Raw genomic sequence first — 26,118 nt, forward strand, 5'->3', positions numbered from 1 at the left:
TTGGTGTGAACTAAATCTTAATTTATGCGACCTTTATTAATTGTCTTTTGTTTCTTCGTTGGATCTATGGCCTATGGCCAATCCATCTCGAATCATGCCCTTGGATTGCGATTGGGTGACAGCGATGGATTTGGAGCTGAATTGTCTTACCAAAAGTCCCTGACCCGGGCTACCCGTCTCGAATTTAATCTGGGATGGCGCGATAACCGAAACTTCGACGCTTTTAAATTATCCGGACTTTACCAGTGGGTACGTCCTTTAGATGGTAACTTTAACTGGTACTACGGTGTAGGTGGCGGTTTGGGTAGTGTGGATTTTGATCCGGATCCGGATTTTGATAACGATGACGACGGTCTGTTCGTTTTTGGAGCAGGTAACATCGGGATCGAGTATAATTTTGATATCCCCTTATTATTATCCCTGGATTTCAGGCCTGAAATCGGGCTGATCGGATACGACGGATTTTCAGACAATCTGGATTTCGACATCGCCCTGGGAATCCGCTATCAATTTTGATTGCCTTGGCGCAAACTTTTTCTATGAAATACGAAGATTACAACAAAGCCCGTCCGTTGGCTTTGTTCAGCCTTTTGTCACTGTTTTTGCTACTATTAGCAGCCTGTGAAACTGCTGCTCCAAATTCCTATGAAATCACAGGGGAACTGGCCGGAGATCTTCCGCAGGACACGCGTTTATTCCTGCGTAAGCAACTTTCGGATGCCAGCACCATTGACGTAGACACCGCAGTAATCACCGATGGTAAATTTGTCTTTCAGGGGAATATTGAAATACCTGAATTGCACTTCATTTTTGTTGAAGGGCAACAAGGCGCGATTCCCCTCGTCCTGGAGGAAGGCGCTATTTGGATAGAAGGCCATAAAGACAGCCTGCGCCTGGTGCGTTTCGGGGGATCCCCGCAAAACGAAGCCTATTCCAGTTACCTTAACGGCGCCCGGGAACTGGGGGAACGCCGGGGTAGCATAAATCGCGATATGCAACAGGCGATGATGCAAAAGGATACGGCAACCATGGAAGCGCTTCGGGAAGAATTCTTTGAACTACAATCCCGCATGAATGATTTTGAAAAAACCTTTGTGGAGGAGCATCCCGACGCATTGATATCTGCACTGCTTTTAAGCCGGATTCTCCAGAACAAAACGCAAACGGTGGCCACTATAAAGGAATTATACAATGGGCTTACCGCGGAAATTCAAAGTTCCAATGCAGGTATGGAAATAGCGCGTCTGGTAGAATCTGAAGGAAGAACGGCCATTGGATCCAAAGCGCCGGCGTTTAGCGCCCCTACCCCTCAGGGAGATACCCTGGCATTAAAGGATGCCCTGGGTAAATACACCCTGGTAGATTTCTGGGCGGGATGGTGCCGACCCTGCCGCGCAGAGAACCCGAACATCGTGCGGGTTTACCACAAGTATAAGGATAGAGGATTTACTGTGTTCGGGGTATCACTGGACCGCAATGAAGAGCAATGGGTACAAGCTATTGAGCAAGACGGCCTGGTATGGTCCCACGTGTCTAATGTGCGATATTTTGATGAAATAGCAGCCCTGTATAATGTGCGGGGAATCCCGGCGAGCTTCCTGCTGGATGAAAACGGCGTAATCATCGCCAAGAACCTCAGAGGTCCTGCCCTTGAGGCCAAGATCTCCGAATTATTGGATTAAAAAAACCCGGCTACAATGGCCGGGTTTCTTTTTTAATTTTCTTTTTCCTTAGAATTTATCGCGTACATCCCTGAAGGTTCCCAGGACTTGTGCGGATCCGTTAATCTCAACATCTCCAAAGACATCAATAGTAGACGCATCTCCCAAGAACTCGAGGGTTGCTCCGTCTTCCAGTGTCAGGTCACCAAAGAGGGTGAAATTGCCTTCAACTACCAGGCGGGCTCCAGCAGCAACCACAACATCGCGTCGCCGGCTATTACGGGCAACGGTCATGTTGCCATAAACCTGTAAAACACCGTCCGGTTCCAGGATAATGCCATCCCTTACTGTCCAGCTTCCACAAAGCAACAGCTCACCAGCTACTGAAATATTCCGCAGGCGACGGGAGCCGCTATAGGCTTCATTTTCCCCGGCATTAACAGTCAGGCGCGAAGAGCTCCTGTACTCAGGCAGATTCTGGCAAGCGCCTTCCAGGGAACTGGATGGACGGTTGAGCTTGATAATCTGTAATCCTCCTTCTCCGGTAGCAGCAAAAGCATAGTCGCCTCGTGAGACCACATAGTTTACTGAACCATTCAGCTCAATGATACCTACGGTTTGAGAAGTTCCGTTTTCCTCCTGGGAAAGACTTAAACCAGCACCTCCGTTGGCCATGAAGATTGCCTCCTCATTGGAGGATACGGCATTGGTCACCACATCGGCAGCATCTACCCCCTCTGGTCGTACCGGAATCTCCAGATACTCCATCAGGTTACCATTATTGAGGTCATACACCCCTACACCGCGCTCAGCTTCGGAAACCAAAACACTATTATCTTTTACTTCTATAGTCTTTTTCGTGGCTACACCCAGATCAGTGGATACGGGGATCATCCCGGTTTCTACCAAATTGGCATCCAGGACCCTCACACCTGTTCCGGCATCCAGCACAGCAAGTCCATTGGAGGTGGCCGCCATGGACCGTACATCTTCAGAATATGCTTCATTTACTATTTCGAGGGTTCCGGCATTATACGCCGTAATGCTTCCTTCCTTTCCAGAACTAACGAGAACGTTCCCATCTTTGAATAACAGGTCGGTAGCATTGAATCCCTGTTGGAAACCGTAGAGGATACCCGTGGTACTCATTCGACCGCTGTTTACAGCAATTCTGGCAATAAAGGAATTGGAAGTGGCCCGTACGGATGTTTCCGAGTCCACACCCCCGACGATATAAACATACCCATTGTTGTATTTCAGGGCATTGATGTCTGCATTGGTATAGATTAATCGCGAACGTACCCGGGGATTGTGGGGATCGGAAATATCGACAACATCGATTGCGCCTTTATAGGTGCTTCCAACGGTATTGTAACCGACATACACGTAATCTCCGGAAAGATCAACGTGTGAGGCGGTAAGATTATCTCCTGCTGTGCTCGACGGAGGCGCAACAGAAGCAATCAGGGTAAGCGGGTACTGCCCCGCTTCATCATTACTACGATTACTGAGGAAACCTTCCTCATAAATATCCAGCACACCGGCTTGTGAAAAGCTCACGGACTGATCCAGAATACTTTGATTGGTGTTGAGGATCAAATCGTCCTCGAGATCGTCTTGAAAGACTGTAGTTTGGTCGGAACATCCCACTATAAAAAGGACGGGGAATATCCAGGTGAGTTTGGCAAGTTTGACCATATATCTTCAATTTTTGGCTAATACCCTAACGAATCGAAGTATGGTTTCGTATGAAATTTCGTCGATTTTCCTTGCTGCTTGACGTTTTCTATGAGAAATAACCAGTAAGCGGTAGCCTGTTTACAACTTCCCAGCGCGCTGCAGGATAAACAGCAAAACAATGGGTAGTGCGAGTAATGCGACCATAAGCGGTTGCGTACTCAGCAGGCTGGGGCGGAACAACAAAACTGTGGCAAATCCACCTATGGCCCCACCAAAGTGCGCAGAATGGCCAATATTCCCTATTCGGGTTCGCATTCCGTAAATAGAATAGAGCAAATAGGCAATCCCAAAGACATAGGCCGGGAATGGGATGGGAATAAACAGTAACGCCAGCCGCATATCGGGTTGTAAAAGAATGGCGGCAAAAAGAATTCCGGTTACCGCACCGCTTGCTCCTACTGCACTGTAATAGGGTTCGTTCTTGTGGAAATAAAGGGAAAGTAAGCTCCCAGCGACCAAACTCACGAAGTAAATCAATAAAAACTTCCCCGGGCCGAACCAGTTAATAACCACATCTGCAAAAAAATACAGCGTAAACATGTTCAGAAACAGGTGGGTGAAATCTACATGCAGAAATCCCGAAGTGATGGATCGCTCCCGCTGCCCTGCCCGTATGGCGCTAACATTAAACTTGTATCGGTCGAAAAAATAATTATCGTTAAATCCCTTGAGGCTGATAATTACATTAGCTCCGATGATTATTAAAGTAACGAGGTCTAATTGCATGGAAAGTAAACTGGCAATAGGGTCAAATATAGCTATATTTGCCCATAATTTTGAGTGTGCAACGCCTTGTTTTCCTACTGGTATACCCCCTGCTCTGGCTCATAGCCAGGCTTCCATTTTCGTTGCTATATCTACTCTCGGATTTCCTGTTTTTCCTGCTCTTCCACCTGATTGGTTACCGAAGAAAAGTAGTTCGAAAGAACCTGAACTTAGTTTTTCCGGACAAGTCCGAAACAGAGAAAAAACAGATCGAAAAGAAATTCTATGCCCACATGTGCGATATGTTCCTGGAAATGATCAAAACCATGGCTATTGGACATGACGGAATAATCAAGCGCTTTACTTTCACAAACCTCGAAATTATCCACAGCCTTGAGTCGCAAGGGAAAAGTACAATGGTTATGCTCCCCCATTATGCCAGTTGGGAATGGGTACTCTCATTAAACAACCAGATCAAATCGCTCGGTTTCGGAGTTTATCAGCCCATTGGCAATAAGTATTTCGACAAATTGGTTCGAGATATCCGGGCGGAATTCGGATTAACCCTGATTACCACAAAGGAAACCCGAAAAATCATTGCCAAAAACGAAAAAGAAGGCATCGTGGGCAGTTACGGGATTATCTGTGATCAGTCTCCCATGCTTATCCGTACCCGTCATTGGGGCAAATTCATGGGCATTGAGGTTCCCCTGCATATCGGCGCTGAAGAAATGTGCAAGCAACATAATATTACGCCGGTGTATCTGAAGGTGGAAAAGTTAAAACGCGGATTTTACCAAGGTACTTTTACTGTATTGACCGAAGATCCCCGATCCATACCAGACTACGAAATCACCGACGCCTTTTTCAGGGAAGTGGAAAAATCCATTCAGAAGGCCCCAGAATATTACTTCTGGACACATCGCCGATGGAAACACCGGGGAAAGAAAGGCCAGGAACCAGCTGCTAAAGGGCCGCCCGGGCAGCCTTGATTTCTGAAATAAACTTCGCACCGAGATCATCTGCAGCCTGCTGACTACTCGCTTCGGTATAAATACGGATAATAGGCTCCGTATTGGATTTACGCAGGTGGACCCAACTGTCTTCAAAATCGATTTTGACCCCATCGACCGCGCTGACTTCTTCATCTTTAAAGCGCTGGTGCATTGCCGCTAATAAGGCATCTACGTCAAGACCAGGCTCGAGCTCAATCTTCTGCTTGCTCATAAAGTAAGCTGGGTAGCTGGCTCTTAGCGCGCTAACAGGCAGCTGCTTTTCACTGAGGAGCATCAGGAACAGCGCGGTACCCACAAGGGCATCGCGGCCATAGTGGCTGGCCGGGTAAATAATCCCTCCATTACCTTCACCTCCTATTACGGCACCTGTTTCTTTCATGGCTGCCACCACATTAACTTCCCCGACTGCCGCAGCAGTATAGCTTCCATTGTGCTTTTCGGTAATATCGCGCAATGCTCGGGTAGATGATAAATTCGATACGGTATTGCCCGGCGTCCGACTCAGCACATAATCCGCGCAGGCCACCAGGGTATACTCTTCCCCGAACATCTCCCCGGTTTCATCGATAAAGGCCAGCCGATCCACGTCGGGATCTACTACGATGCCAAAATCCGCACCGGTTTGCTGGACTTCCCGGCAAATGTCTCCCAAATGCTGTTTCAGGGGTTCGGGATTATGGGGGAAATGACCTGTGGGTTCACAATAAAGCGGAATCACTTCTACGCCAAGAGCCTCCAGCAAAAGCGGAATAGCGATACCTCCCGAAGAACATACCCCATCGACCACTACCTTAAATTTCTGCTTGCGGATGGTCGCTGCATCTACAAGTTCCAGGTCCAGCACATGGTCTACGTGTAATTTTAAATAATCGTCCCGGACAGATTTCTGCCCCAAATCGTCCACGGTAGCATAATCAAAAGCTTCCGCCTCGGCGAGCTCCAAAATCCGTTGCCCTGCCGCAGCATCAAGAAATTCCCCGCGAGAGTCGAGCAATTTCAGGGCATTCCACTGTTTGGGATTATGGCTGGCTGTCAGGATTATGCCTCCGTCGGCAACCTCCATTGGAACAGCCAATTCTACGGTAGGAGTTGTTGAAAGCCCTAAATCAACGATATCAATCCCACATCCAATCAACGTAGCTGCAACCAGATCCTGAATCATTTCCCCGGAAAGTCGGGCGTCCCTGCCTAGTACTACTTTAAGCCGTCGACCGGGATAGCGCTCCCGCATCCAGCTGGCGTATGCAGAAGCAAAGCGAACCGCGTCTAGCGGGGTTAAATTGTCACCGGGGTTTCCACCGATAGTCCCGCGAATTCCAGAAATAGATTTGATCAGGGTCATAGGATAGGTATTGATTCGTCGCAAAGATAGCTGGCTCTTATATTTTATGGAACGAATTCGTACATTAGTTCGGATTGTAAACCTACCACAGCGCTCATTCCTTGAATTTCCTTGCCCATATTTATCTCTCTTTCGGTGATCCGGATTTGACCATCGGGAACTTCATCGGAGATCATATCCGGGCCAAAGACTATCTGGATTACGAGGAAGGCATTCAAAAAGGGGTGTTGCTACATCGTGCCATAGATACCTATACCGATACACATCCGATAGCCCGAAGCAGTAGCAAGCGATTGCACAAGCGTCACAGCCATTACAGCCGTGTAATTGTAGATATATACTACGATCATTTCCTGGCCCGTAACTGGTCTCGCTATCACGATACGGACCTGGAAACGTTCACCCTTGATTTTTACAGGCTGTGTCGGGAAAACTTCAAAGGGCTACCCAAAGGTGTCCAACGTTTCCTGCCCTATATGATCAGCTCTAACTGGTTGCTCAGTTATGCTTCCCTCGAAGGGATAGCCCAGGTGCTTCGGGGAATGGATCGCCGGGCAGGTGATCGTAGTCGTATGGACGAGGCCATCAGTGATTTGCAATGGCACTATGAGGAGTTTGAAACTGAATTCCATGAATTTTTTGTTGAATTAGTTACCTTTTCAAAACTTAAAATCCAACAGCTTTGACGCAAACCAACCCTATTTTCCATCGGCTTTATCGCGTGCTTTTTCTGGCACTTATTTCCAGTTATTCCTTTTTGCACTATGCTTGTAAAACCAATCCCGAGGCTGCTCCTACAGGGGTGGTTCACAACAATGCCATGGTAGTTTCTGCCCGGATCGAGGCCTCCCGAATCGGGATGGAGGTGTTGAAGAAAGGGGGGAACGCGTTCGATGCGATGATTGCAACGGAAATCGCCCTGGCGGCCGCCTACCCTTTTGCCGGAAATCTGGGCGGGGGCGGATTTATGGTGTACCGAATGGCCGACGGACAAACGGGTACACTGGATTACCGGGAAAAGGCTCCCCTGGCAGCCCACAGAGATATGTACCTGGATTCCCTTGGAAATCCGGATCCCAAATTAAGTCGGATCGGCGCTACCGCAGTTGGTGTGCCCGGTACCATTGCCGGGATATTTGCTGTACATGAAAAGTTTGGAAGTCTTCCAATGGAGGAATTACTGGCCCCTACAATTGCATTATGCGAACAGGGCGTAGTGGTCACGGAGAAACAAGCCGCCCGCCTCGAAAATTACCGGGATCAGATCCTGGAAGTAAATGGGGATAGTACTGTATTTTCCAATTCCTGCAAACCAGGAGATACTTTACGTTATGCCGCTCTGGCCCAAACCCTTCGCCGTATTTCAGAGGGAGGCAGAGACGAATTCTACATGGGCGAAACGGCCCAGGTGCTCTCTCAGTTCATGAAAAAGCGGGGTGGGTACATTACAATGGAAGACCTGGCACAGTACGAAGCGGTCTGGCGGGACCCGGTAACCTTCCAATACCGCGATCTCAACGTAATTTCCATGGGACCACCGAGCAGTGGGGGAATTACCATGCAGCAGATCCTCAAAATGATGGAACCCTATGACGTAAGCGACATGGGGCATCATAGTGCAGCAGGGATTCAACTCTTTACTGAGGCCGCGCGACGCGCATACGCCGACCGTAACTATTATCTGGGCGATCCTGATTTTGTGGAAATTCCCGTCTCCGAGATTACGGATCCCGACTACCTGCAGGAGCGAATGGAAAACTACAACCCCTTAAAAGACACGCCGTCTGAGACTATAAGCAAAGGGGAAATTGCAATGTATGAGAGTTCCGAGACTACCCACTACTCCATTGTAGATCAATTCGGTAACGCGATTTCTGCCACAACTACGCTCAATGGCGCTTATGGATCCAAACTCTACGTGCAGGAATTAGGCTTTTTCTTAAACAATGAAATGGACGATTTTAGTGCCAAACCGGGAGAGCCAAACATGTTTGGCCTGATCGGTGCCGAAGCCAACAGTATTGCGCCCGGAAAACGAATGCTGAGTAGCATGACCCCGACTATAGTGGAAAAAGACGGGGAATTATGGCTGGTTGTTGGAACTCCGGGTGGAAGCACTATAATTACAGCAGTGACGCAAACTATCCTGAATGTTTACGAATATGGCCTGAGCATGCAACAGGCAGTGGAAGCTCCGCGCTTTCACCATCAATGGCTTCCGGATATGATCATCTTTGAACCGGAAGGATTTCCGGAATCACTGAAGGATAGCCTGATCACAAGGGGGTATATCATCAATCAGGACCGAACCCCAATTATCGGAAAAGTCGATGCTATTCGCGTTCTCAAAGATGGACGGCTGGAAGCCGGAGCAGATGTGCGGGGAGATGATGCCGCCTCGGGTTTTTGAGCTTATCCCGCGGCTAACTTCTCTTTAAGTTCGTCCATGGATTGTTGAAGCTGCCTAAGCAAGCCGCTATCGGAAGTGGCCTCCAGGCTAAAGGTAATCTTACTGCGGACCTCCCAGGTTTCCTGGACCTGAGATTCCTGTATCTCATAGGCGGGATACGACGGATTCAGGGAGACCAGACGAAATTTATCGGAGCCCGGTAATTTCTCTATCTTCTTGACCAGGACCGCATCTGTCAACACCACTACATACATTCGGTTCGGGCTGATTTCATCCCAGGACTCTACCGCCCTAGCCAACACCCAGTCGTCTGGTTGTAAGTTGGGCAGCATGCTATCCCCTTCCACCTGAAAACCGCGATAGGTTGCATTGCGGAACTGAGGGATGGGTAAATCAAAAGCCGGAAGTTGCCGGTACCAGCTCGTATCCTGAATGTTTTGTGGATATCCGGCCGCCGCCCGGGCATTGACCAGGACCATATTTTCATTATCGGAGGAATCAACGGTTACAACCTTGGGAATAACGCTCACCGTTGCAGGTTCTAAATATTGCTCGGTACTCTCCCCGAAAAGCCAGAGGGGATTTATTTTAAACTGCTTGAGCAAGCGTGCAACAACCAAACCAGAAATCTTTGTCCTTCCCCTTTCGATATCCGCCGTGGTATTGGAGATCCCAAGCATTTCGGCAAACTCTGCCTGGGTAAAACCCAGCTCCCGGCGTAATTCGGAAAACCGCTTACCACTTATTTCCTGTTCCATGATACTGTATTAATGAATTTGTCCCAGATGACTTCTTCAAAGATAGCCAATTCGGAATAATTCCAAAATAATATTTGGAATATTTCCATAATTAGGAATTATTACATATTTTTGGATTATATCCTAATTCATAAATTATGAGTCCAGCATCAAACCCAGCAGTTCAGCCCCCTGTACGTTACCTCTTTGAAGGTGGCTTCCAAAGCTATCTCGCTACAGTAAGCGATATCATTGGCAACAACTCCTTCCCATTTAGCATTGAACAGGCCCCCAGGGAGCGTCAGGAAAACCTGTTCGGGCAGGACTATTCAGAAGCCGGCGAGCGGCAACAAGCTGAGCGATTTTGGATTGCACTTTCCCGTAAGGGGTTGCATATCCCCCGGTTAATTTACTTTGCCTTCCTGTCGGAACAGCAGGAAAGTGCCCAGATTATCGCGGAATACCTCTGCTTACTTTTTGGTCATACTGAAGCTACAACCCGCACGCGTAAAGAATTACAGCTGTCAATAAACCGCTGGGCACGAGCTGTTGAAGAGGAAAAACTGCAATGCGAAAATCGGGCCGTTTTCCTGAGAAAGGAAAATAGAATCCCCATTTGTTACCTAAAACCAAAGTACAACGTGCTCCCCCTTTTAACCCGGCATTTCCGAAACCAGTTTGGTAATCTGAATTGGGGAGTGTTCGATCAGGGCCGTGCTTATGGAATTCAGGTCCGGGAAGGCCAATTGAGCTATTGGAATAATTCCAACAACATTTTGGAACTGGAAGTATGGAAAAATGAATCCAATCAGAATTCAGGAATCAGAAAGGCGGTATAGGAATTGCTTACCGCGTTTTTTCACCCACAAAATTGTCACTGGAGTTTTTGAACATTACATTGAAGGTGGTTAAACTGCCATATATCCGGGTAATGTACTGTTGTAATTCCACCTTATCCTGATCATCCAGTCCTTTGTGCGCGTTGATTTTTTGCTCCATTACCCGCAGCCTATCCCTGACCATTACAATCTTATGAAAGAAAGTTTGCAGCGGGATTTCCTTGGCAGAAAGCGTAGTGTCCTTGGGCTGCAAAAGAAGCGTTCCACCACGCCACTTGTCGGCGAGCGGTACCAGCGAGGTAGCATCACTCCATTTTCTCAGGATTTCTATCAGAGAAGATTCCACCTCAGTGAAACTTACACTGTCGACTTCATCATATACGGCTTCGATAACTTCAAAGCCCTCATCAAGATCAATAGTTTCAACTCCGGAGTCCATAAAAGAAATCCAATAATGATTCCTGCTAACATTGATCACAACCCCTTTACCGTGCTCTGGATGAGAAATTCTGGAGCCAATCCCGAGTAACTGCATGTATTTTTAATTTTTGTTCGGGTCTAAGTTAGAAAGTGCCCCAATGATATACAATTCGGAGTAGGCTCAACTTTCGATTTAGGGTGTAATATCGTAATTTCGCAACCTTTGATTTTAAGAATGGGAACAGCAGAGGAAAATATTCATATTCAAGGCGCCCGGGTCCATAACCTGAAGGACATTGATTTAAGTATTCCTCGCGAAAAATTGGTCGTTATTACCGGGCTTTCCGGAAGTGGGAAATCTTCCCTGGCCTTCGACACACTTTACGCCGAAGGACAGCGGCGATACATTGAAACCTTTTCTGCCTACGCCCGTCAGTTCCTGGGTGGTTTAGAACGACCCGATGTCGACAAAATAGACGGCCTCTCCCCGGTAATTGCCATTGAGCAAAAAACTACGAGCCGGTCTCCCCGCTCCACCGTTGGTACCATTACCGAGGTCTACGATTTCTTACGCCTTTTATTTGCCCGGGCTTCGGATGCCTACAGCTACAATACTGGCAAGAAAATGGTAAGCTATTCCGATGCGCAAATAGTAGAGCTAATCCTGGAACAGTATTCGGATAAACGCATCAATATTCTCGCTCCTGTAGTTCGGTCCCGTAAAGGGCACTATCGGGAGCTTTTTGAGCAAATTGCCAAACAGGGATTCCTCAAGGTCCGCGTAGACGGGGAGATCCTGGATATTGAGCGGGGCATGAAGGTAGACCGCTACAAAACCCACGACATCGAAATCGTGGTAGACCGTTTGGCGATCAAAACCGGAGACCAGGACAAATCCCGTTTGGAGGAAAGCATTAAGACGGCCATGTATTCCGGGGATGATATTTTAATGGTCCTTGAAGAAGGCAGTGATGAGCCCAGATACTTTAGCCGGCACCTCATGTGTCCGGAATCCGGCATCTCCTACCCGATCCCGGAACCCAATACGTTCTCTTTCAATTCCCCCAAGGGAATGTGCCCGGAGTGCAACGGGCTTGGGCATATCCATCAGGTAAACCCCGCAAAGATTATCCCGGATAAGAAGCTCAGCATTAAGGCCGGAGGTCTGGCACCCCTTGGAACATTTAAGAAGTCCTGGGCGTTTAAGCAATTGGAGACTATTGCCTTGCGCTATGATTTTGATTTAGGAGACCCCATATCCAAGATTCCGGAGGAGGCTTTGGACCTCATTATCAATGGTGGAAACGAACGTTTCGAAGTTAATAGTAAGAGCCTTGGGGTAACCCGCCAATACAAAATAGACTACGAGGGTATCGCCACTTTTATCCTCAACCAGTTTCGCGATAGCAATTCCAGTAGTATCCGCAGGTGGGCCAAGGAATACATGGATAAGGTCACTTGTCCGGAATGTGATGGCTCCCGCCTGAAAAAATCATCGCTGTATTTTCGGGTAGATGGAAAGAATATTGCCGATTTAGCACAGCTCGATATTGCTGAGTTATATAGCTTCTTCCAGGAGCTGGATCAACGGCTAGAGGGTGATCAGCAAGTAATTGCTGCAGAGATCATCAAGGAGATCCGGACCCGACTGAAATTCCTTTTGGATGTGGGATTGGATTACTTATCGTTAAACCGGGGATCACGCACCTTATCAGGTGGCGAAGCGCAACGAATTCGATTGGCCACACAAATCGGCTCCCAGCTGGTTGGGGTACTTTATATCCTCGATGAACCGAGTATCGGATTACACCAGCGCGACAACCAACGCCTTATTAAGTCCCTTAAAGCCCTGAGAGATCTGGGCAATTCCGTAATTGTTGTTGAGCACGATAAGGATATGATCCTGGAGGCCGATCATGTGATTGATATTGGGCCCAGGGCTGGAAAACACGGCGGAGAAATCATTTCCGAGGGGCCTCCGTCAGAGCTCCACCTGCACCATACCCTGACCGCAGATTACCTCAATGGTACCCGGGAAATTTCAGTGCCCAAACAACGTCGGGCAGGTAGCGGTAAATCAATACGCCTGGAAGGTTGCACCGGTCATAACCTGAAGAACATCACGGCTGAGTTTCCTTTAGGAAAATTGATATGCGTTACCGGGGTTTCCGGAAGTGGTAAATCCACACTGGTCAATGGGACCCTCTACCCCATTATGAATGCCCACTATTTCAATGGGGTCAAAAAGCCGATGCCCTATAAATCCATTACCGGCCTGGAGCACATCGATAAGGTTATTGACATCAACCAGGCTCCTATAGGGCGTACTCCCCGATCTAACCCTGCCACGTATACAGGAGTTTTTAGCGAAATCAGGTCATTGTTTGCCAAGACTCCGGAAGCCGCCATTCGCGGCTACAAGCCTGGCAGATTTAGTTTTAATGTAAAAGGAGGACGCTGTGAAACCTGTCAGGGAGGTGGATTACGGGTTATTGAGATGAATTTCCTCCCGGATGTATACGTGGATTGCGAAACTTGCAACGGAAAACGATTCAATCGGGAAACCCTGGAAATTCGCTATAAGGGGAAATCCATTGCCGATGTACTGGAAATGACCGTAAATGAGGCGGTTAATTTCTTTGAACATATCCCCAAGATCCACAGGAAGCTGCGTACCATACGCGAAGTAGGATTGGGGTATATTACCCTGGGACAACAATCTACCACGCTCTCCGGGGGTGAAGCGCAGCGGGTTAAATTGGCCACTGAGCTCTCGAAAAGGGATACCGGGAATACCTTTTATATTCTCGACGAGCCCACCACCGGGTTGCATTTCGAAGATATCCGCGTGCTCATGGAAGTTATCACCCAACTGGTCGACAAAGGCAATACAGTCCTGATCATAGAACACAACATGGATGTGATTAAGATCGCCGACCACATCATTGACATTGGCCTTGAAGGTGGTCGGGGTGGTGGTAAAATTATCGCCACAGGAAGTCCGGAAGAAATTTGCGAGCATCCCGAGAGCTATACGGCCCGATTTTTGAAACAGGAACTACAGCCGCAAGGCGTCCTTGAGACAGAAAATCAGGGAAATGCATAAAATTTGCGGAATTTTGACGTTACTACAGTAAGAAAAAAAATATGCACGCAGAAAAACACCCAAAGGGCTGGAACGAAATTAAAACCAACGACTCCTGGGCGATCTTCAAGATCATGGGAGAGTTTGTCAATGGATATGAAAAACTCAGTGCTATTGGCCCCTGTATCAGTGTTTTCGGCTCTGCGCGCACCCCTGAGGACCATCCTTACTATAAGTTGGCGGTCGAGGTAGCCAAGGAGCTTTCTGAGGCTGGTTACGGCGTTATAACGGGTGGTGGCCCTGGAATAATGGAAGCCGGGAACCGGGGAGCCCATCTTAATGGGGGCACCTCAGTGGGCCTCAACATTGAACTCCCTTTCGAAAAGCAAAACAATCCGTACATCGACGAAGACAAGAGTCTGAATTTCGATTATTTCTTTGTTCGAAAGGTAATGTTTGTGAAATATTCGCAAGGGTTTGTGGTAATGCCGGGAGGTTTCGGCACCCTGGACGAGCTCTTTGAAGCCATGACCCTGATCCAAACAGCCAAAATCGCAAGCTTCCCGATTATTTTGGTAGGCACGGAATTCTGGAGTGGCTTAATGGATTGGATCAAGACTACCATGCTACAAGCCGGAAACATCAGTGAAAAAGACCTGGATCTGGTACACCTGGTCGATACTCCTGAGGAAGTTGTAGATATTGTCGACGCCTTCTATAGAGGCCATATGCTTAGCCCGAACTTTTAATGGATAGGCCTGCCGGTAGATGCTTTTTGCTCCTAAGGGCAGGATTTATAGCACTCCTGGGAATCTCAGGGGTGAAGGCACAGCATACCAACAACATAAAAGCGACGCTTGTCGAGGAATCCAAAGTACTGGAGATCCAACAGGAGTTTCGGTATGTGAATGATTCCAAAGACACGCTGAACGTACTCTACTTCAACGATTGGAATAATGCCTATTCCGATAAGAATACCGCTCTTGCCCGCCGTTTTGCAGAAGAGTTTAACCGCTCCCTCCACCTGGCCAAGGACAATGAGCGCGGCCGCACAAATATCCTGAACAGTTCAAACGAAGTATTTCGTAATGTGACTTTTGAGCGGCTTTCGGGTAAGGACCTGGTTCGCTTTGATTTGGACCGCCCGATAGCTCCAGGCGATTCCACAACCTTGTTTCTGACCTACACCGTAAAACTTCCCCCTAATAAATACACCCCTTACGGATATAGCCCCAGGGGGGATTTCTACTTGAAAGACTGGTATTTAACTCCTGCTGTTTACGATGGGGATTGGAAATTGTATTCCAATAAAAACCTGGAAGACCTATACACAGATATTTCTGACACCCAGATCAATTTCATTTTTCCCGATTCGCTGTATTTGGGAACGAATTATGTAGACATGAGTGTTTCGGCCTACCCGGGTGGTCAGTTTGCCACCTTACGCGGTGTCCAGCGCAAAAACTGCGATGTTATCTTGAATCGTTCGAGACCCTTCAAAAAACACCTCACTTCTACCCTGTTTGTAGTTACGGATATTCAATCCCGGGGATATCCGGAGGTATTGCAGGGAATCTCCATAGACCGTATTACCAGTTTTATCCATGAAAACCTTGGGGATTTTCCCTATGAACAGCTATTGGTCAGCGAGATTGACTTTGACAAGAATCCGCTGTACGGCCTGAATTTATTGCCTTCCTTTATCCGGCCTTATGAAGAACAGTTTCAGTTCGAATTAAAATTCCTGAAGACAGCACTCACCAGCTATATGCGGGAAACCATTTTTCTGGATCCGAGAAAAGAGAAATGGGTAAGTGATGCCATCGTGAATTACCTTATGATACGGTATGTGGAGGAGTATTATCCGGATCAGAAACTACTCGGGAAGCTTGCGGATATCTGGCCGGTAAAGCGGTTTACCCTTGCTCAAATGGATTTTAATGAACAGTATTCATTCCTCTACATGTTCGCCGCGCGCAGGAATACGGATCAGCCCTTAGTGACTTCCAATGATTCCTTGATAAAATTCAATCAGAAGATCGCAAACACCTACAAGGCAGGACTGGGAATGAAATACCTGGCCGATTACCTGAATCAGGGCCACATCGATGCCGCCATAAAGGAATTCTACAAGACCTACAGCCTGCAACCCGTTCGCGCTGCCGACTTTGAAAAGACCCTGAAAGAAGGCGCCCCGAAGAATATCGATTGGTTTTTCGATACCTATGTCGCAACGACCGATCAGATTGATTACAAAATCAAGAAGGTAGAAAAAACCCCTGATTCTCTCTATGTAACCCTGAAGAACAAAACGGGCGTAGAAGTACCCATATCTCTATTCGGGATAGCAGAGGATTCCGTAGTATCTAAATATTGGTTTACCGGGGTCAAAGGCACGGCTCAGTTTGCAATTCCACGAGGTACGGAGGAACGACTGGTATTGAATTACGACCAGAATATCCCGGAATTCAACCAGCGGGATAACTGGAAAACCCTGGGCGGTTTTTTCTCAGGGAACAAGAAACTCAAAATCCAGTTTTTCAGGGATGCGGAGAACCCCTATTACAATCAGATATTTTACATGCCCGTAGCAAATTTCAATATCTACGATGGGATTTCACCGGGGCTCCGCCTGACCAATAAAACCCTCTTACAACGTCCTTTTGTATTCGATGTAGCACCGACCTATGCCACCCGGGAACGGGCTTTGGTCGGAAATGCAAGCTTGCGTTATCAGCATTTCCACGGTAAAAGCGGGTTTTATGTAACCAACTACAGCCTGAGGGGTTCCACCTCCCACTTTCAAACAAATTCGAGATATTCTACCCTTACCCCTTCAGTATCTTTTGGATGGCGTCCGGACGACCTCACCTCAAATGTACGGTCCAGTCTTCTGTTGCGATATATCAATGTTTTCCGGAATATAGACCCGACTTTGGGGGAATTGGAAACAGACCCGGATTACAGTGTTTTGAATTTGCGCTACAACTATCGCGACAACCATATTATCAACTACTTTTCCTGGTTTGCCGATGCGCAGCACGCATCCGATTTTTCCAAGGTAGCACTCAACGTGGAGTACCGCCGGTTATTTAATAGTAACCGACAATTGAATCTTCGGATGTTCGGAGGACTTTTCCTGAGAAATCAGACGGATTCGGACTTCTTTAGTTTTGCATTGGACCGACCTACGGATTACCTTTTCGATTATAACTACCTGGGAAGATCTGAGGATAGCGGTATTTACAGTCAGCAAATTATAATTGCCGAAGGTGGCTTTAAATCCCAGTTACCTGATGCCTTTGCCAATGATTGGATGCTAACCGGTAATGCGAGTTTTAACCTTTGGCGCTGGATCGAAGTTTACGGCGATATTGGATTTCTAAAGAATACAGGCAGCAATGCCCGATTTGTCTATGACGCTGGAATACGATTGAATCTGGTTACCGACTACTTTGAGCTGTACTTTCCATTCTACTCCAATCTCGGTTGGGAAATTGCGCAACCCAATTACGATGAGCGAATCAGATTCATCATTACCATAAGCCCGCGTACGCTTACCGGCCTCTTTACACGGCGTTGGTTTTAAGCGCCACCCGGCTAATTAGTTAACGAATTCTTACTCCACAGGCATTTTTTTGCATTATTCTTGACAAATTTTCGTTTTAAAACAAATTTGTTGAATAATCGGTAATTATTTCAAAGTCCGGCATTGCTATCGAGGGCTGTTTTGACTACTTTTGCCACAACGCAATTTACCTAAAGATGAAGGTGGAACTAGATCCGGAAAAAGACATTTCATTTAACGACTTCAAAGAGCAAATCCTGCGGGATTACCGCATTGCTGTACTGAGTCGGGAATGTAGTCTTTTAGGTCGGCGTGAAGTGCTCACCGGAAAGGCAAAATTCGGAATCTTTGGGGATGGCAAAGAATTGCCACAGCTCGCAATGGCCCGATCCTTCCGGGATGGGGATTTCAGAAGTGGTTACTACCGCGACCAGACTTTTATGATGGCGCTCGACCTCTTAGGTCCCAAAGACTTCTTTCACGGGCTCTATGCTACAACCGACATTAGTCTGGAACCCATGAGCGCCGGAAGGCAAATGGGAGGTCACTTTGTTACCTATAGCCTGAATGAAGATGGCAGTTGGAAGGATCTTACCAAACAACCGAACAGCAGCGCTGATATTTCGCCTACGGCGGCTCAGATGCCACGACTGTTAGGACTGGCCCAGGCTTCAAAATTATACCGTCACCTTAACGAGCTGCCTTCTGAGGGATTCTCAAATGGAGGTAACGAAATTGCATGGGGCACCATTGGGAATGCCTCGACAAGCGAAGGTCATTTCTTCGAAACGGTCAACGCGGCTGGCGTCCTTCAGGTTCCCATGGTAATCAGCGTCTGGGACGATGCTTATGGAATCTCGGTTCCGGCAGAATATCAGACAACCAAAGAGAATATCTCCGAAATACTGAAGGGTTTCCAACGAACCGAAAAGGAAGCTGGCTTCGAAATAATGCGGGTTAAGGGATGGGACTATACGGCCCTGATCCATGCCTATGAAAATGCCGCCGATATTGCCCGCGAGTCCCACACCCCTGTTCTGATTCATGTGCAGGAACTCACCCAGCCCCAGGGGCATTCCACCTCGGGATCTCACGAGCGCTACAAGACGGAAGAACGACTGAATTGGGAACGCGAATACGATTGTAATTTAAAGTTCAGGGAATGGATCCTGGCCAATGAAATTGTCTCCGAGGAGGAGTTGGCGCAATTGGAAAAGTCCATTAAGAAGGAAGTTCGTCTGGCTAAGAAGGAGGCCTGGTCCGAATTTTTGGCTCCGCATCGCGCCCAGCAAAAAGAATTGGTGGAACTGCTCGATGCTGCTGCAAATGCGAGCCCTAACAGGAACTTCATCCGGAAACTCAAGAACGACCTGATCGCTATTGAGGAACCCCTCAAGAAGGACCTGATGGTGGCATCCCGTAAAGCAGTGCGCTTTTTAGTTGGCGAATCCCATCCGCAGCGCGAGCAGTTAATCGCATGGATCGAAGCCTTCCGCAATTCCACCCAACCCCTGTATAGTTCACACTTGTATTCTGAACTGGACAATAAGGCCACGGCTATTCCGGAAATTTCTCCGGCGTATACCGACGATGCTGAAATGGTAGACGGCCGGATAATTCTGCGGGATAATTTCGAGAAACTGTTTACCCAATATCCTCAGGCTGTCATCTTTGGAGAAGACAGTGGGAATATTGGAGATGTTAATCAGGGACTGGAAGGCTTACAGAAAAAATTCGGGCCCTTGCGAATCGCCGATACAGGAATTCGGGAAGCAACGATTATCGGGCAGGGCATCGGATTAGCTTTACGCGGTTTGCGACCGATTGCCGAAATCCAGTATCTGGATTACATGCTATATGCTTTGCAAACCTTAAGTGATGATTTAGCTACGCTTTTATATCGCACTGTCGGAAAACAAAAGGCACCGCTTATCGTACGGACCCGGGGGCATCGACTCGAAGGAATCTGGCATTCGGGATCACAGATGGGAGGCCTGATCCATTTGTTGCGTGGCATGTACTTCCTGGTACCGCGTAATATGACGAAAGCAGCAGGTTTCTATAACACCCTGATGAAATCAGACGAACCCGCCCTGATCGTTGAAAGCCTTAATGGGTATCGCCTGAAAGAGAAAATGCCGAATAACCTGGGAGAACTCTGCACCCCTATTGGTCAGGTGGAAGTAATCCGTGAAGGATCGGATATCACCATCCTTTCCTACGGTTCCACCTTGCGCATCGTGAACCAGGTAGCCGCCGAATTAGAGGAGGTAGGGATTTCGGCAGAAGTCATTGATGCACAAAGCCTGCTGCCATTTGATTTGGGGCATCAGGTAAAAGAGAGTATTCGCAAAACCAATCGATTCCTCGTGGTCGATGAAGATGTTCCGGGAGGTTGCGCAGCCTATTTGTTGCAGAAAGTGATTGAAGAACAGGGAGCTTATCGCTATCTCGATTCTCCCCCGCATACCTTAACTGCAAAAGCACACCGTCCGGCCTATGCCAGTGATGGAGACTATTTTTCCAAACCCAGTGCGGAGGATATCTTCGAAAAGGTCTACAGCATACTCCACGAGGCCAAGCCTGAAGCGTACCCAAAGCTGTTTTAAAAGTATTCTTTTTACTACCTTGATTTGCGATTATGGGATCTTACCTGCTCGCATTTCCTGAGTTCAATATATACAGTACCGCGCTCCTGATTCTGGTAACTCAGGGGATACTTCTGGCGGTATTATTGTATTATCGGGCCTATAACAAGCAGTTATTATCCGATTTCCTGTTGGGCACCCTGCTGTTGATTACCTGCTACCATCGCACCACCTACACCATTGGATTCATGGGATGGTACGACACATTCAGAAATACCAAGATCAACTATTACCTGATTCCGCTGACTTTTGCCGTAGGACCGCTTATTTATCTTTACCTGAAAGCAGTGACAACTTCGGCATTCCGATTCCGGAAAACAGACTGGTTGCACTTTATTCCGCTAATTGTTTTCATAGGCTACCGCATATTTATTCTGGTTTATGACAGCGGTCAACCCGGATTTGATACGCAACAGAATGGCGTGTTGATGCAAAACTGGAATATGGGAGCGGTGGGCAACTTTTTCTCAATCATTGAAACGCTTCAGCAGGCCATTTACCTCGCCTTCTCCCTTCAATTATACTATGCCTATCGCAAGAAGCTCAGACACTATTTCTCGAATACCTACTCCCTGGAATTGCGTTGGATGCGGAACTTTCTATTCATCTATATCCTGCTTTTTCTTTACGGAAATATCCAGCAATTTCTGGACTTACAAATACAATCCTTAACCTGGATTCAGAAATGGTGGAAGGACTTCTTTGCAGCCGTCGCAATACTCTATATGGGTATCCGGGGCTACTTTACTCCCCCGCATCGCCTCTTGGGTCTGGATTTTAACCTTTCCGACCTCAAGACGTATCCCAGGGAGGAAATCATAGCTACCGACAAGCAAGAATTAACCCAGTTCATGGAATCCCGGGAAGCCTTCCTCCGGCCGGATCTCAACCTGGAGGAATTGGCATCGGAACTCGGGATCTCACGGGTCCAACTTTCCCGAACCATAAATGCGGGGTTTGGTATGAACTTCAACGATTTTGTAAACAGCTACCGAATTGCCCGTTTCAAGGAACACCTCAAACAAGGAGATCACCGCAACCACTCCCTTTTGGGATTGGCCTTTGAGTCCGGTTTCAATAGCAAAGCCACTTTCAATCGGGTTTTTCAAAAACTCGAGGGGAATTCTCCTTCGTCTTATTTGAACTCCCTGAAATCCTCTTAAAATCCTCCTGAAATCCTCCTGAAATACGTCTCAAATCGTATTTGAGACCCTTTTCTTATGATCTGAGCCGGCTTGGTGCGGGCAATGCCGCAGTTTTGTTTCGAAAGAAATCCTTTAGATATGAAACTATTATTGAAATCCCTCATTACTCCAATCTGTCAACCCCATTGGCTTGCTGACCTGATTTTTGCCGCAATCCGATTTATCTGTGGCATGTTACTGGCCTTAGATTTTGGTGCCAGTAAATTCGGAATGCCCTGGACCCCGGAGGGCCAAAACCTCGACCTATTCGAAGTCGCCGCCTGGTTTCCCCAGGATGTGGCAACCTACGGAGGTATTTATGCCGCTATGCCTGTATTCTTCGCCTGGATGGGCGCTTTCAGTGAGGCGGTTGGGGGCTTATTCCTTGCCTTTGGCTTAAAGACCCGCGTCGCAGCCTTCCTAATTACCTGTACCATGCTTACGGCGATTTTCATGCAGAAATGGGGTATGGGCACCTGGGGAATGCTTCCGGCAATGGGCTTTCTATGGGTTGCCCTATACAACCTTTACCTCGGTAGCGGTCGCTTTGGCCTTGATTATCTCCTGGCTAAGAAACTATCCCCTGCCAAATCCTAATTGTAAATACTAAATCAAAATATCATGCAATCAAAAATTATATCCTTTACCGTCTTGTTGGCCTTAGTACTTACCACTTCGTGCGTGCAGGAAACCCATGTCAAGGAAATCCATTTCCAGGTCGATACTGGATCGGATGAAAGTATTGGTGCGGTGGGCATTCGCGGGTCCCTTCCTCCCCTATCCTGGAATGAAACTATTGAATTGTCTGATCCCGACGGAGATGGCATCTTCACCGGCAAAGTCCTGGTCGACACCGGACACAGCAGTATGTCTTTTAAATTCGTTGCCGAAGATGGCAGTTATGAACTGGCGAATCAAAATAATCGGAATCTCGAATTCGAGTATCAACCGCAAGTAATTAGGTATTCCACCATTTGGAATAATCCAGAAGCTACTGTTGTTGTGGAATAGTAATCCGGTACCTGGAATTGGTAATTATCGTAAGTTTATCCCAGTGCCATTATCGGGATTGACACAATGATTATTGAACAACTCCTCCGGGAAAAATACGGAATCCACCCCCTTGAGATCAAACGCCAGGCGGGATATCAAAACGGGACCTTCAAGGTTCGACTTAAGGATGGGTTGCGAATTGCCAAAACCTACCGCAAAGCACCATGGGTTAAGGATTTACTGGAGGTCGAAAGCCAAATGCTTAGGCGGCTATCGCAGACTTTGCCCACGCGGTTCCCGGTAATTATCCCGGACCTTCAGGAAAATACCTTGCTCGACCTGGGCGAACAGTATTTTCGATTACTGAGCTTTGTTCCCGGGACTTTCCTCGCGGAGACCGACCATAGCCCCGAACTACAAGCTAGCTTTGGAGCCTTTCTCGGGGAACTTACTGCGCAACTCGCAGACCTTCCCCCTGGAAATATTGGTGCGCTGGAGCGCTCCTGGGACCTGCAACACCTGGAGAAAGTTCAGGCGCTTGTGCCAGCTGTAGCAGCTCCGGAAGATCGTAGGGTTATTTCCTATTTCTTGCATCAGTTTCAGCAGGAAGTCCTCCCCCGCCGATATGCCTTGCGCAAATCTGTGATCCACAACGATTCCAATGACTGGAATGTCCTTTGTAATGGGCATGAGGTAAGCGGCCTTATAGACTTCGGAGATTTGTGCTACTCATGGACTATCAATGAGGTTGCGGTTGGGCTCACTTACCTGCTGATGGACAAGGAAAATCCCCTTGAAGTTGCCGCTAACGCACTAAAGGCATTCCACCAACAGTTTCCACTCCTCGGCCAGGAAATGGATTTGTTGTACTATTTAATAGCCGGACGCTTATGCATGAGTTTATGCCACTCTGCAAGTAAAGCAGACAGTAGTGAAGACCCCGAATATATTCGAATTAGCGAAGCAGGGGCCCGGAAATTATTACACCGGTGGATCAGCATCACCCCGGAACGGGCTGCCGATGTCTTTCGGGAAGCCATAGGATTGCATGCTCAAAAGGTTATTTCCGCTGGCGAATACCAGGAACGCAGGTCAAGGGTTTTGGGTAAGAGTCTTTCTCTTAGTTATCAGCAACCTATCGGCATGCGACGGGCTGCGATGCAGTATATGTTTGACGCTGCAGGAAATACTTTTCTGGATGCCTATAACAACATCATGCTGGTGGGGCATTGCCATCCCCACGTAACCGAAGCTGCAGCCCGTACTTCAAGACGCCTCAATACCAACACACGTTATTATTACGATGAAATCCTCGATTATGCGGAACACCTGTTATCCTGGTTTCCGGATCACCTGAGCCAGGTATACTTCGTCAATTCCGGGAGTGCGGCCACCGACCTGGCGATACGCATGTCCCGGGCGCACACCGGTAAAAATAAGATGCTTTGTCTGGATCGTGGCTATCATGGAAATACACAATCCGGCATTGAAATTAGTCCCTACAAGCACCATAAGGATCAGGAGTACCCCAATGCTGTAGTCGGTCCTTTTCCGAAGAAACCCGCCAATAGGGATTGGGATTCCTGGTACGGGGATTTACTGGAGAACTACCGTAACTTAATCCAAAGGAACCAAAACGACTTGTCGGGTTTGATCGCCGAACCCATCATGGGATGTGGCGGCCAACTGCCCTTGCCAGAGGGATTGCTGAAAGCGTTATATACAGAAATACGCAACTTTGGCGGGGTTTGTATCAGTGATGAAGTCCAGGTAGGATTCGGGAGGTTGGGCCAATGGAAGTGGGGCTTCGAAATGCATCAGGTCCTTCCGGACATGGTGGTGCTGGGTAAGCCAATGGGCAATGGCCACCCCATAGGTGCCGTAGTTACAACCCGGGAAATTTCCGAGTCTTTTGCTCAGGGGCCCGAATTTTTCAGCTCATTTGGCGGTAATCCCGTTTCCTGTGCTATCGGTAAAGCGGTTTTAGAAGTTGTGGAAGCGGAAGGATTACAGCAACAGGCAGCAAACGTCGGTGCGTACTTAATCCATGAATTTGAAGGCCTGGCCGCAAATTACTCTTGGATTAAAGAAGTCCGGGGGAGCGGACTATTTCTCGGCATTGAATGCTTAGCTGGTCCAAAGCAAAATGCCACAGAATTAGCTGCCTATCTGTGTAATGAATTGCGAAACGCGCATATCCTTACCGGCCTGGACGGACCTGGAAACACAGTACTGAAAATAAAACCCCCCTTGGTTTTTAACCGTGCAAATGCTGATCAACTTGTCGAGGAAACCAACAATGTTATGAGAAAAATTAATCAGTTTTAACATATTATTGATAATTTAGCAATAACTAAACCACGTTATGCTTTTATGAAAAGTTCCCTACAAACTGACATTGGACTCCTGTTACTCAGAGTAACGGGTGCCGGTTTAATGCTAACTCATGGTATTCCAAAACTTAGCATGCTCTTTGCAGAAGGCCCCGTCCAATTCGGGGATCCTATTGGTATTGGCGCTGGTCCTTCTCTTTTCCTGGCGGTGTTCGCAGAATTCCTCTGTGCCGTTTTAGTACTTATTGGTCTGAAAACACGCTGGGCCGCTATTCCGGTGATCATTACTATGGCCGTGGCTGCCTTGATTGTCCACGCTGCAGATCCATTTGGGGTCAAAGAAAAAGCACTACTCTTCCTGGGGATCTTTATTTGTATTTTCCTGCTAGGTCCGGGCAAGTTCAGTGTAGACCGGAAATAAAGACATTCACACGATCTTGAAAAGCAACTCCCGCAACAAGTCTTGCGGGTTCAATGCCGTTGCCCCTACTCCTTTACTCTTAAGGTCCATTTCACGAAGTGTAGATACGATACGGCTTACCCTTTTCATAGGATAGTTCCTTGCCGCATCCTGGTATTCGCCCACGAAATACGGATTTATCCGCAAGGCATTGGCCACGTTCTTTGGGCTGTGATCGCTGAGGCCGTGATACTGCAGCACCTGTGTGAAGAAATTGTGTAACAAGGCCACGGTTACCACAAAGGGGTTTTCCCGGGGATTTTCTGAAAAATACTTAATGATCCGTGTTGCCTTAGGGATATCCCGGGTAGCTATCGCCTTCTTCAATTCAAAGTTGTTGTAGTCCTTACTGATTCCGATATGCTGTTCAATATGCCCCGGGTCTATCTCCGACCCTTTTGGAAGAATAATCTTCAGTTTTTCAAGCTCATTAGAAATACGGCTCAAATCCGTTCCCAGATATTCTACCAACAGGGCAGCTGCCTTATGAGAAATTTTATATCCGCTTCCCAACAGGACCTTCCGAATCCAATCGGCTACCTGATTCTCGTAAAGCTTCTTACTTTCAAAAACCACCCCGCCGTGCTCCGTAATTTTCTTGGCTAATTTTTTGCGCCGATCGATCGACTTGTATTTGTAACACAAGACCAGGATCGTACTCGGTTGCATGTTTTCCACATAAGGAAGGAATTTCTCCATATTACGGGACAAATGCTGTGCTTCGCGGACAATGACTACCTGATGCTCCGCCATCATGGGAAAACGCTTGGCCTGGCTGATGATATCCGCAACCCCGACATCCTTGCCATAAAGGACTACCTGGTTAAAGCCACGCTCTTCCTCACTGAGGACATTCTCAGCGATGTACTCCGAGATCTTATCGATATAATAGGTCTCCTCTCCCATCAACAGATAAAAGGGCGCAAGTCGTCCTTCCCGTATATTGGCGATCAGCTGTTTTACCTCGTTCATTTGGA

General features: G+C 47.6%; 21 protein-coding genes. 15 read left to right on the forward strand and 6 right to left on the reverse strand.

Features of this window, described 5'->3' with window-relative positions:
- The first annotated feature begins 24 nt into the window (after positions 1-24).
- Entirely contained in the window at positions 25-516 is a 492-nt protein-coding gene (locus BM318_RS09575; protein ID WP_092982400.1) for a hypothetical protein, read from the forward strand.
- Between the two features lie 23 nt (positions 517-539).
- The gene (locus BM318_RS09580) at positions 540-1,682 is read left to right on the forward strand and encodes a TlpA disulfide reductase family protein (RefSeq protein WP_092982401.1); all 1,143 of its coding nucleotides are present in this window, start codon (positions 540-542) and stop codon (positions 1,680-1,682) included.
- A gap of 48 nt (positions 1,683-1,730) precedes the next feature.
- Here the strand turns inward: BM318_RS09580 and BM318_RS09585 are convergent, their stop codons facing one another.
- A complete protein-coding gene (locus BM318_RS09585) occupies positions 1,731-3,359 on the reverse strand; it encodes an LVIVD repeat-containing protein (RefSeq protein ID WP_092982402.1) in 1,629 nt (542 codons plus the stop codon).
- A 120-nt stretch (positions 3,360-3,479) separates the two neighbouring features.
- On the reverse strand, positions 3,480-4,127 hold the full coding sequence (locus BM318_RS09590; protein ID WP_092982403.1) for a rhomboid family intramembrane serine protease: 648 nt from the start codon (positions 4,125-4,127) through the stop codon (positions 3,480-3,482).
- Positions 4,128-4,183: 56 nt separating this feature from the next.
- Here BM318_RS09590 and BM318_RS09595 point away from each other — a divergent pair, with 56 nt between their 5' ends.
- A complete protein-coding gene (locus BM318_RS09595; protein ID WP_092982404.1) occupies positions 4,184-5,098 on the forward strand; it encodes a lysophospholipid acyltransferase family protein in 915 nt (304 codons plus the stop codon).
- Here BM318_RS09595 and glmM read toward each other — a convergent pair.
- Positions 5,073-6,464 (reverse strand): phosphoglucosamine mutase, encoded by a 1,392-nt coding sequence (glmM, locus tag BM318_RS09600; protein ID WP_092982405.1) that lies wholly within the window; start codon positions 6,462-6,464, stop codon positions 5,073-5,075. The two genes, BM318_RS09595 and glmM, sit on opposite strands and share 26 nt — an antisense overlap.
- Positions 6,465-6,565: 101 nt before the next feature.
- Here glmM and BM318_RS09605 point away from each other — a divergent pair, with 101 nt between their 5' ends.
- A complete protein-coding gene (locus BM318_RS09605; protein WP_092982406.1) occupies positions 6,566-7,150 on the forward strand; it encodes an acyl carrier protein phosphodiesterase in 585 nt (194 codons plus the stop codon).
- Positions 7,151-7,185: 35 nt separating this feature from the next.
- On the forward strand, positions 7,186-8,874 hold the full coding sequence (gene ggt, locus BM318_RS09610; RefSeq protein ID WP_394333343.1) for a gamma-glutamyltransferase: 1,689 nt from the start codon (positions 7,186-7,188) through the stop codon (positions 8,872-8,874).
- Between the two features lie 2 nt (positions 8,875-8,876).
- On the opposite strand, the gene BM318_RS09615 is transcribed toward ggt, so the two are convergent.
- Positions 8,877-9,632 (reverse strand): XRE family transcriptional regulator, encoded by a 756-nt coding sequence (locus BM318_RS09615; protein ID WP_092982407.1) that lies wholly within the window; start codon positions 9,630-9,632, stop codon positions 8,877-8,879.
- A 137-nt stretch (positions 9,633-9,769) separates the two neighbouring features.
- Between BM318_RS09615 and BM318_RS09620 the strand changes: the two genes are divergently transcribed.
- Positions 9,770-10,450 carry a DUF4130 domain-containing protein gene (locus BM318_RS09620; protein ID WP_092982408.1) on the forward strand — a complete coding sequence of 227 codons (681 nt, stop codon included), beginning with the start codon at positions 9,770-9,772 and terminating at the stop codon, positions 10,448-10,450.
- Between the two features lie 7 nt (positions 10,451-10,457).
- Here BM318_RS09620 and BM318_RS09625 read toward each other — a convergent pair whose 3' ends face one another.
- Positions 10,458-10,985, reverse strand: a complete 528-nt coding sequence (locus BM318_RS09625; protein WP_092982409.1) for a hypothetical protein — start codon at positions 10,983-10,985, stop codon at positions 10,458-10,460.
- Positions 10,986-11,105: 120 nt separating this feature from the next.
- Between BM318_RS09625 and uvrA the strand changes: the two genes are divergently transcribed.
- From uvrA to BM318_RS09670, 9 genes are all read left to right on the forward strand, one after another.
- On the forward strand, positions 11,106-13,976 hold the full coding sequence (gene uvrA, locus BM318_RS09630) for an excinuclease ABC subunit UvrA (protein ID WP_092982410.1): 2,871 nt from the start codon (positions 11,106-11,108) through the stop codon (positions 13,974-13,976).
- Between the two features lie 41 nt (positions 13,977-14,017).
- Positions 14,018-14,704: an LOG family protein gene (locus tag BM318_RS09635; protein ID WP_092982411.1), complete on the forward strand. Its 687-nt coding sequence runs from the start codon at positions 14,018-14,020 to the stop codon at positions 14,702-14,704.
- Positions 14,704-17,544 carry a gluzincin family metallopeptidase gene (locus BM318_RS09640; protein WP_394333337.1) on the forward strand — a complete coding sequence of 947 codons (2,841 nt, stop codon included), beginning with the start codon at positions 14,704-14,706 and terminating at the stop codon, positions 17,542-17,544. Before BM318_RS09635 ends, BM318_RS09640 begins: the two co-directional genes overlap by 1 nt.
- Positions 17,545-17,720: 176 nt before the next feature.
- Positions 17,721-20,132, forward strand: coding sequence for an alpha-ketoacid dehydrogenase subunit alpha/beta (locus BM318_RS09645; RefSeq protein WP_092982412.1), 2,412 nt, complete (start codon positions 17,721-17,723; stop codon positions 20,130-20,132).
- 32 nt (positions 20,133-20,164) lie between these two features.
- Positions 20,165-21,334 (forward strand): helix-turn-helix domain-containing protein, encoded by a 1,170-nt coding sequence (locus BM318_RS09650; RefSeq protein WP_092982413.1) that lies wholly within the window; start codon positions 20,165-20,167, stop codon positions 21,332-21,334.
- A gap of 120 nt (positions 21,335-21,454) precedes the next feature.
- Positions 21,455-21,952 carry a DoxX family protein gene (locus BM318_RS09655; RefSeq protein WP_092982414.1) on the forward strand — a complete coding sequence of 166 codons (498 nt, stop codon included), beginning with the start codon at positions 21,455-21,457 and terminating at the stop codon, positions 21,950-21,952.
- 24 nt (positions 21,953-21,976) lie between these two features.
- Positions 21,977-22,366, forward strand: a complete 390-nt coding sequence (locus tag BM318_RS09660) for a hypothetical protein (RefSeq protein ID WP_092982415.1) — start codon at positions 21,977-21,979, stop codon at positions 22,364-22,366.
- Between the two features lie 66 nt (positions 22,367-22,432).
- The gene (locus BM318_RS09665) at positions 22,433-24,676 is read left to right on the forward strand and encodes an aminotransferase class III-fold pyridoxal phosphate-dependent enzyme (RefSeq protein ID WP_092982416.1); all 2,244 of its coding nucleotides are present in this window, start codon (positions 22,433-22,435) and stop codon (positions 24,674-24,676) included.
- 45 nt (positions 24,677-24,721) lie between these two features.
- Positions 24,722-25,102, forward strand: a complete 381-nt coding sequence (locus BM318_RS09670; RefSeq protein WP_092982417.1) for a DoxX family protein — start codon at positions 24,722-24,724, stop codon at positions 25,100-25,102.
- A 6-nt stretch (positions 25,103-25,108) separates the two neighbouring features.
- Here BM318_RS09670 and holA read toward each other — a convergent pair whose 3' ends face one another.
- Positions 25,109-26,113, reverse strand: coding sequence for a DNA polymerase III subunit delta (holA, locus tag BM318_RS09675; protein ID WP_092982418.1), 1,005 nt, complete (start codon positions 26,111-26,113; stop codon positions 25,109-25,111).
- Between the last annotated feature and the right edge of the window lie 5 nt (positions 26,114-26,118).

This window comes from Robiginitalea myxolifaciens (assembly GCF_900115205.1).
GTDB classification, from domain to species: domain Bacteria; phylum Bacteroidota; class Bacteroidia; order Flavobacteriales; family Flavobacteriaceae; genus Robiginitalea; species Robiginitalea myxolifaciens.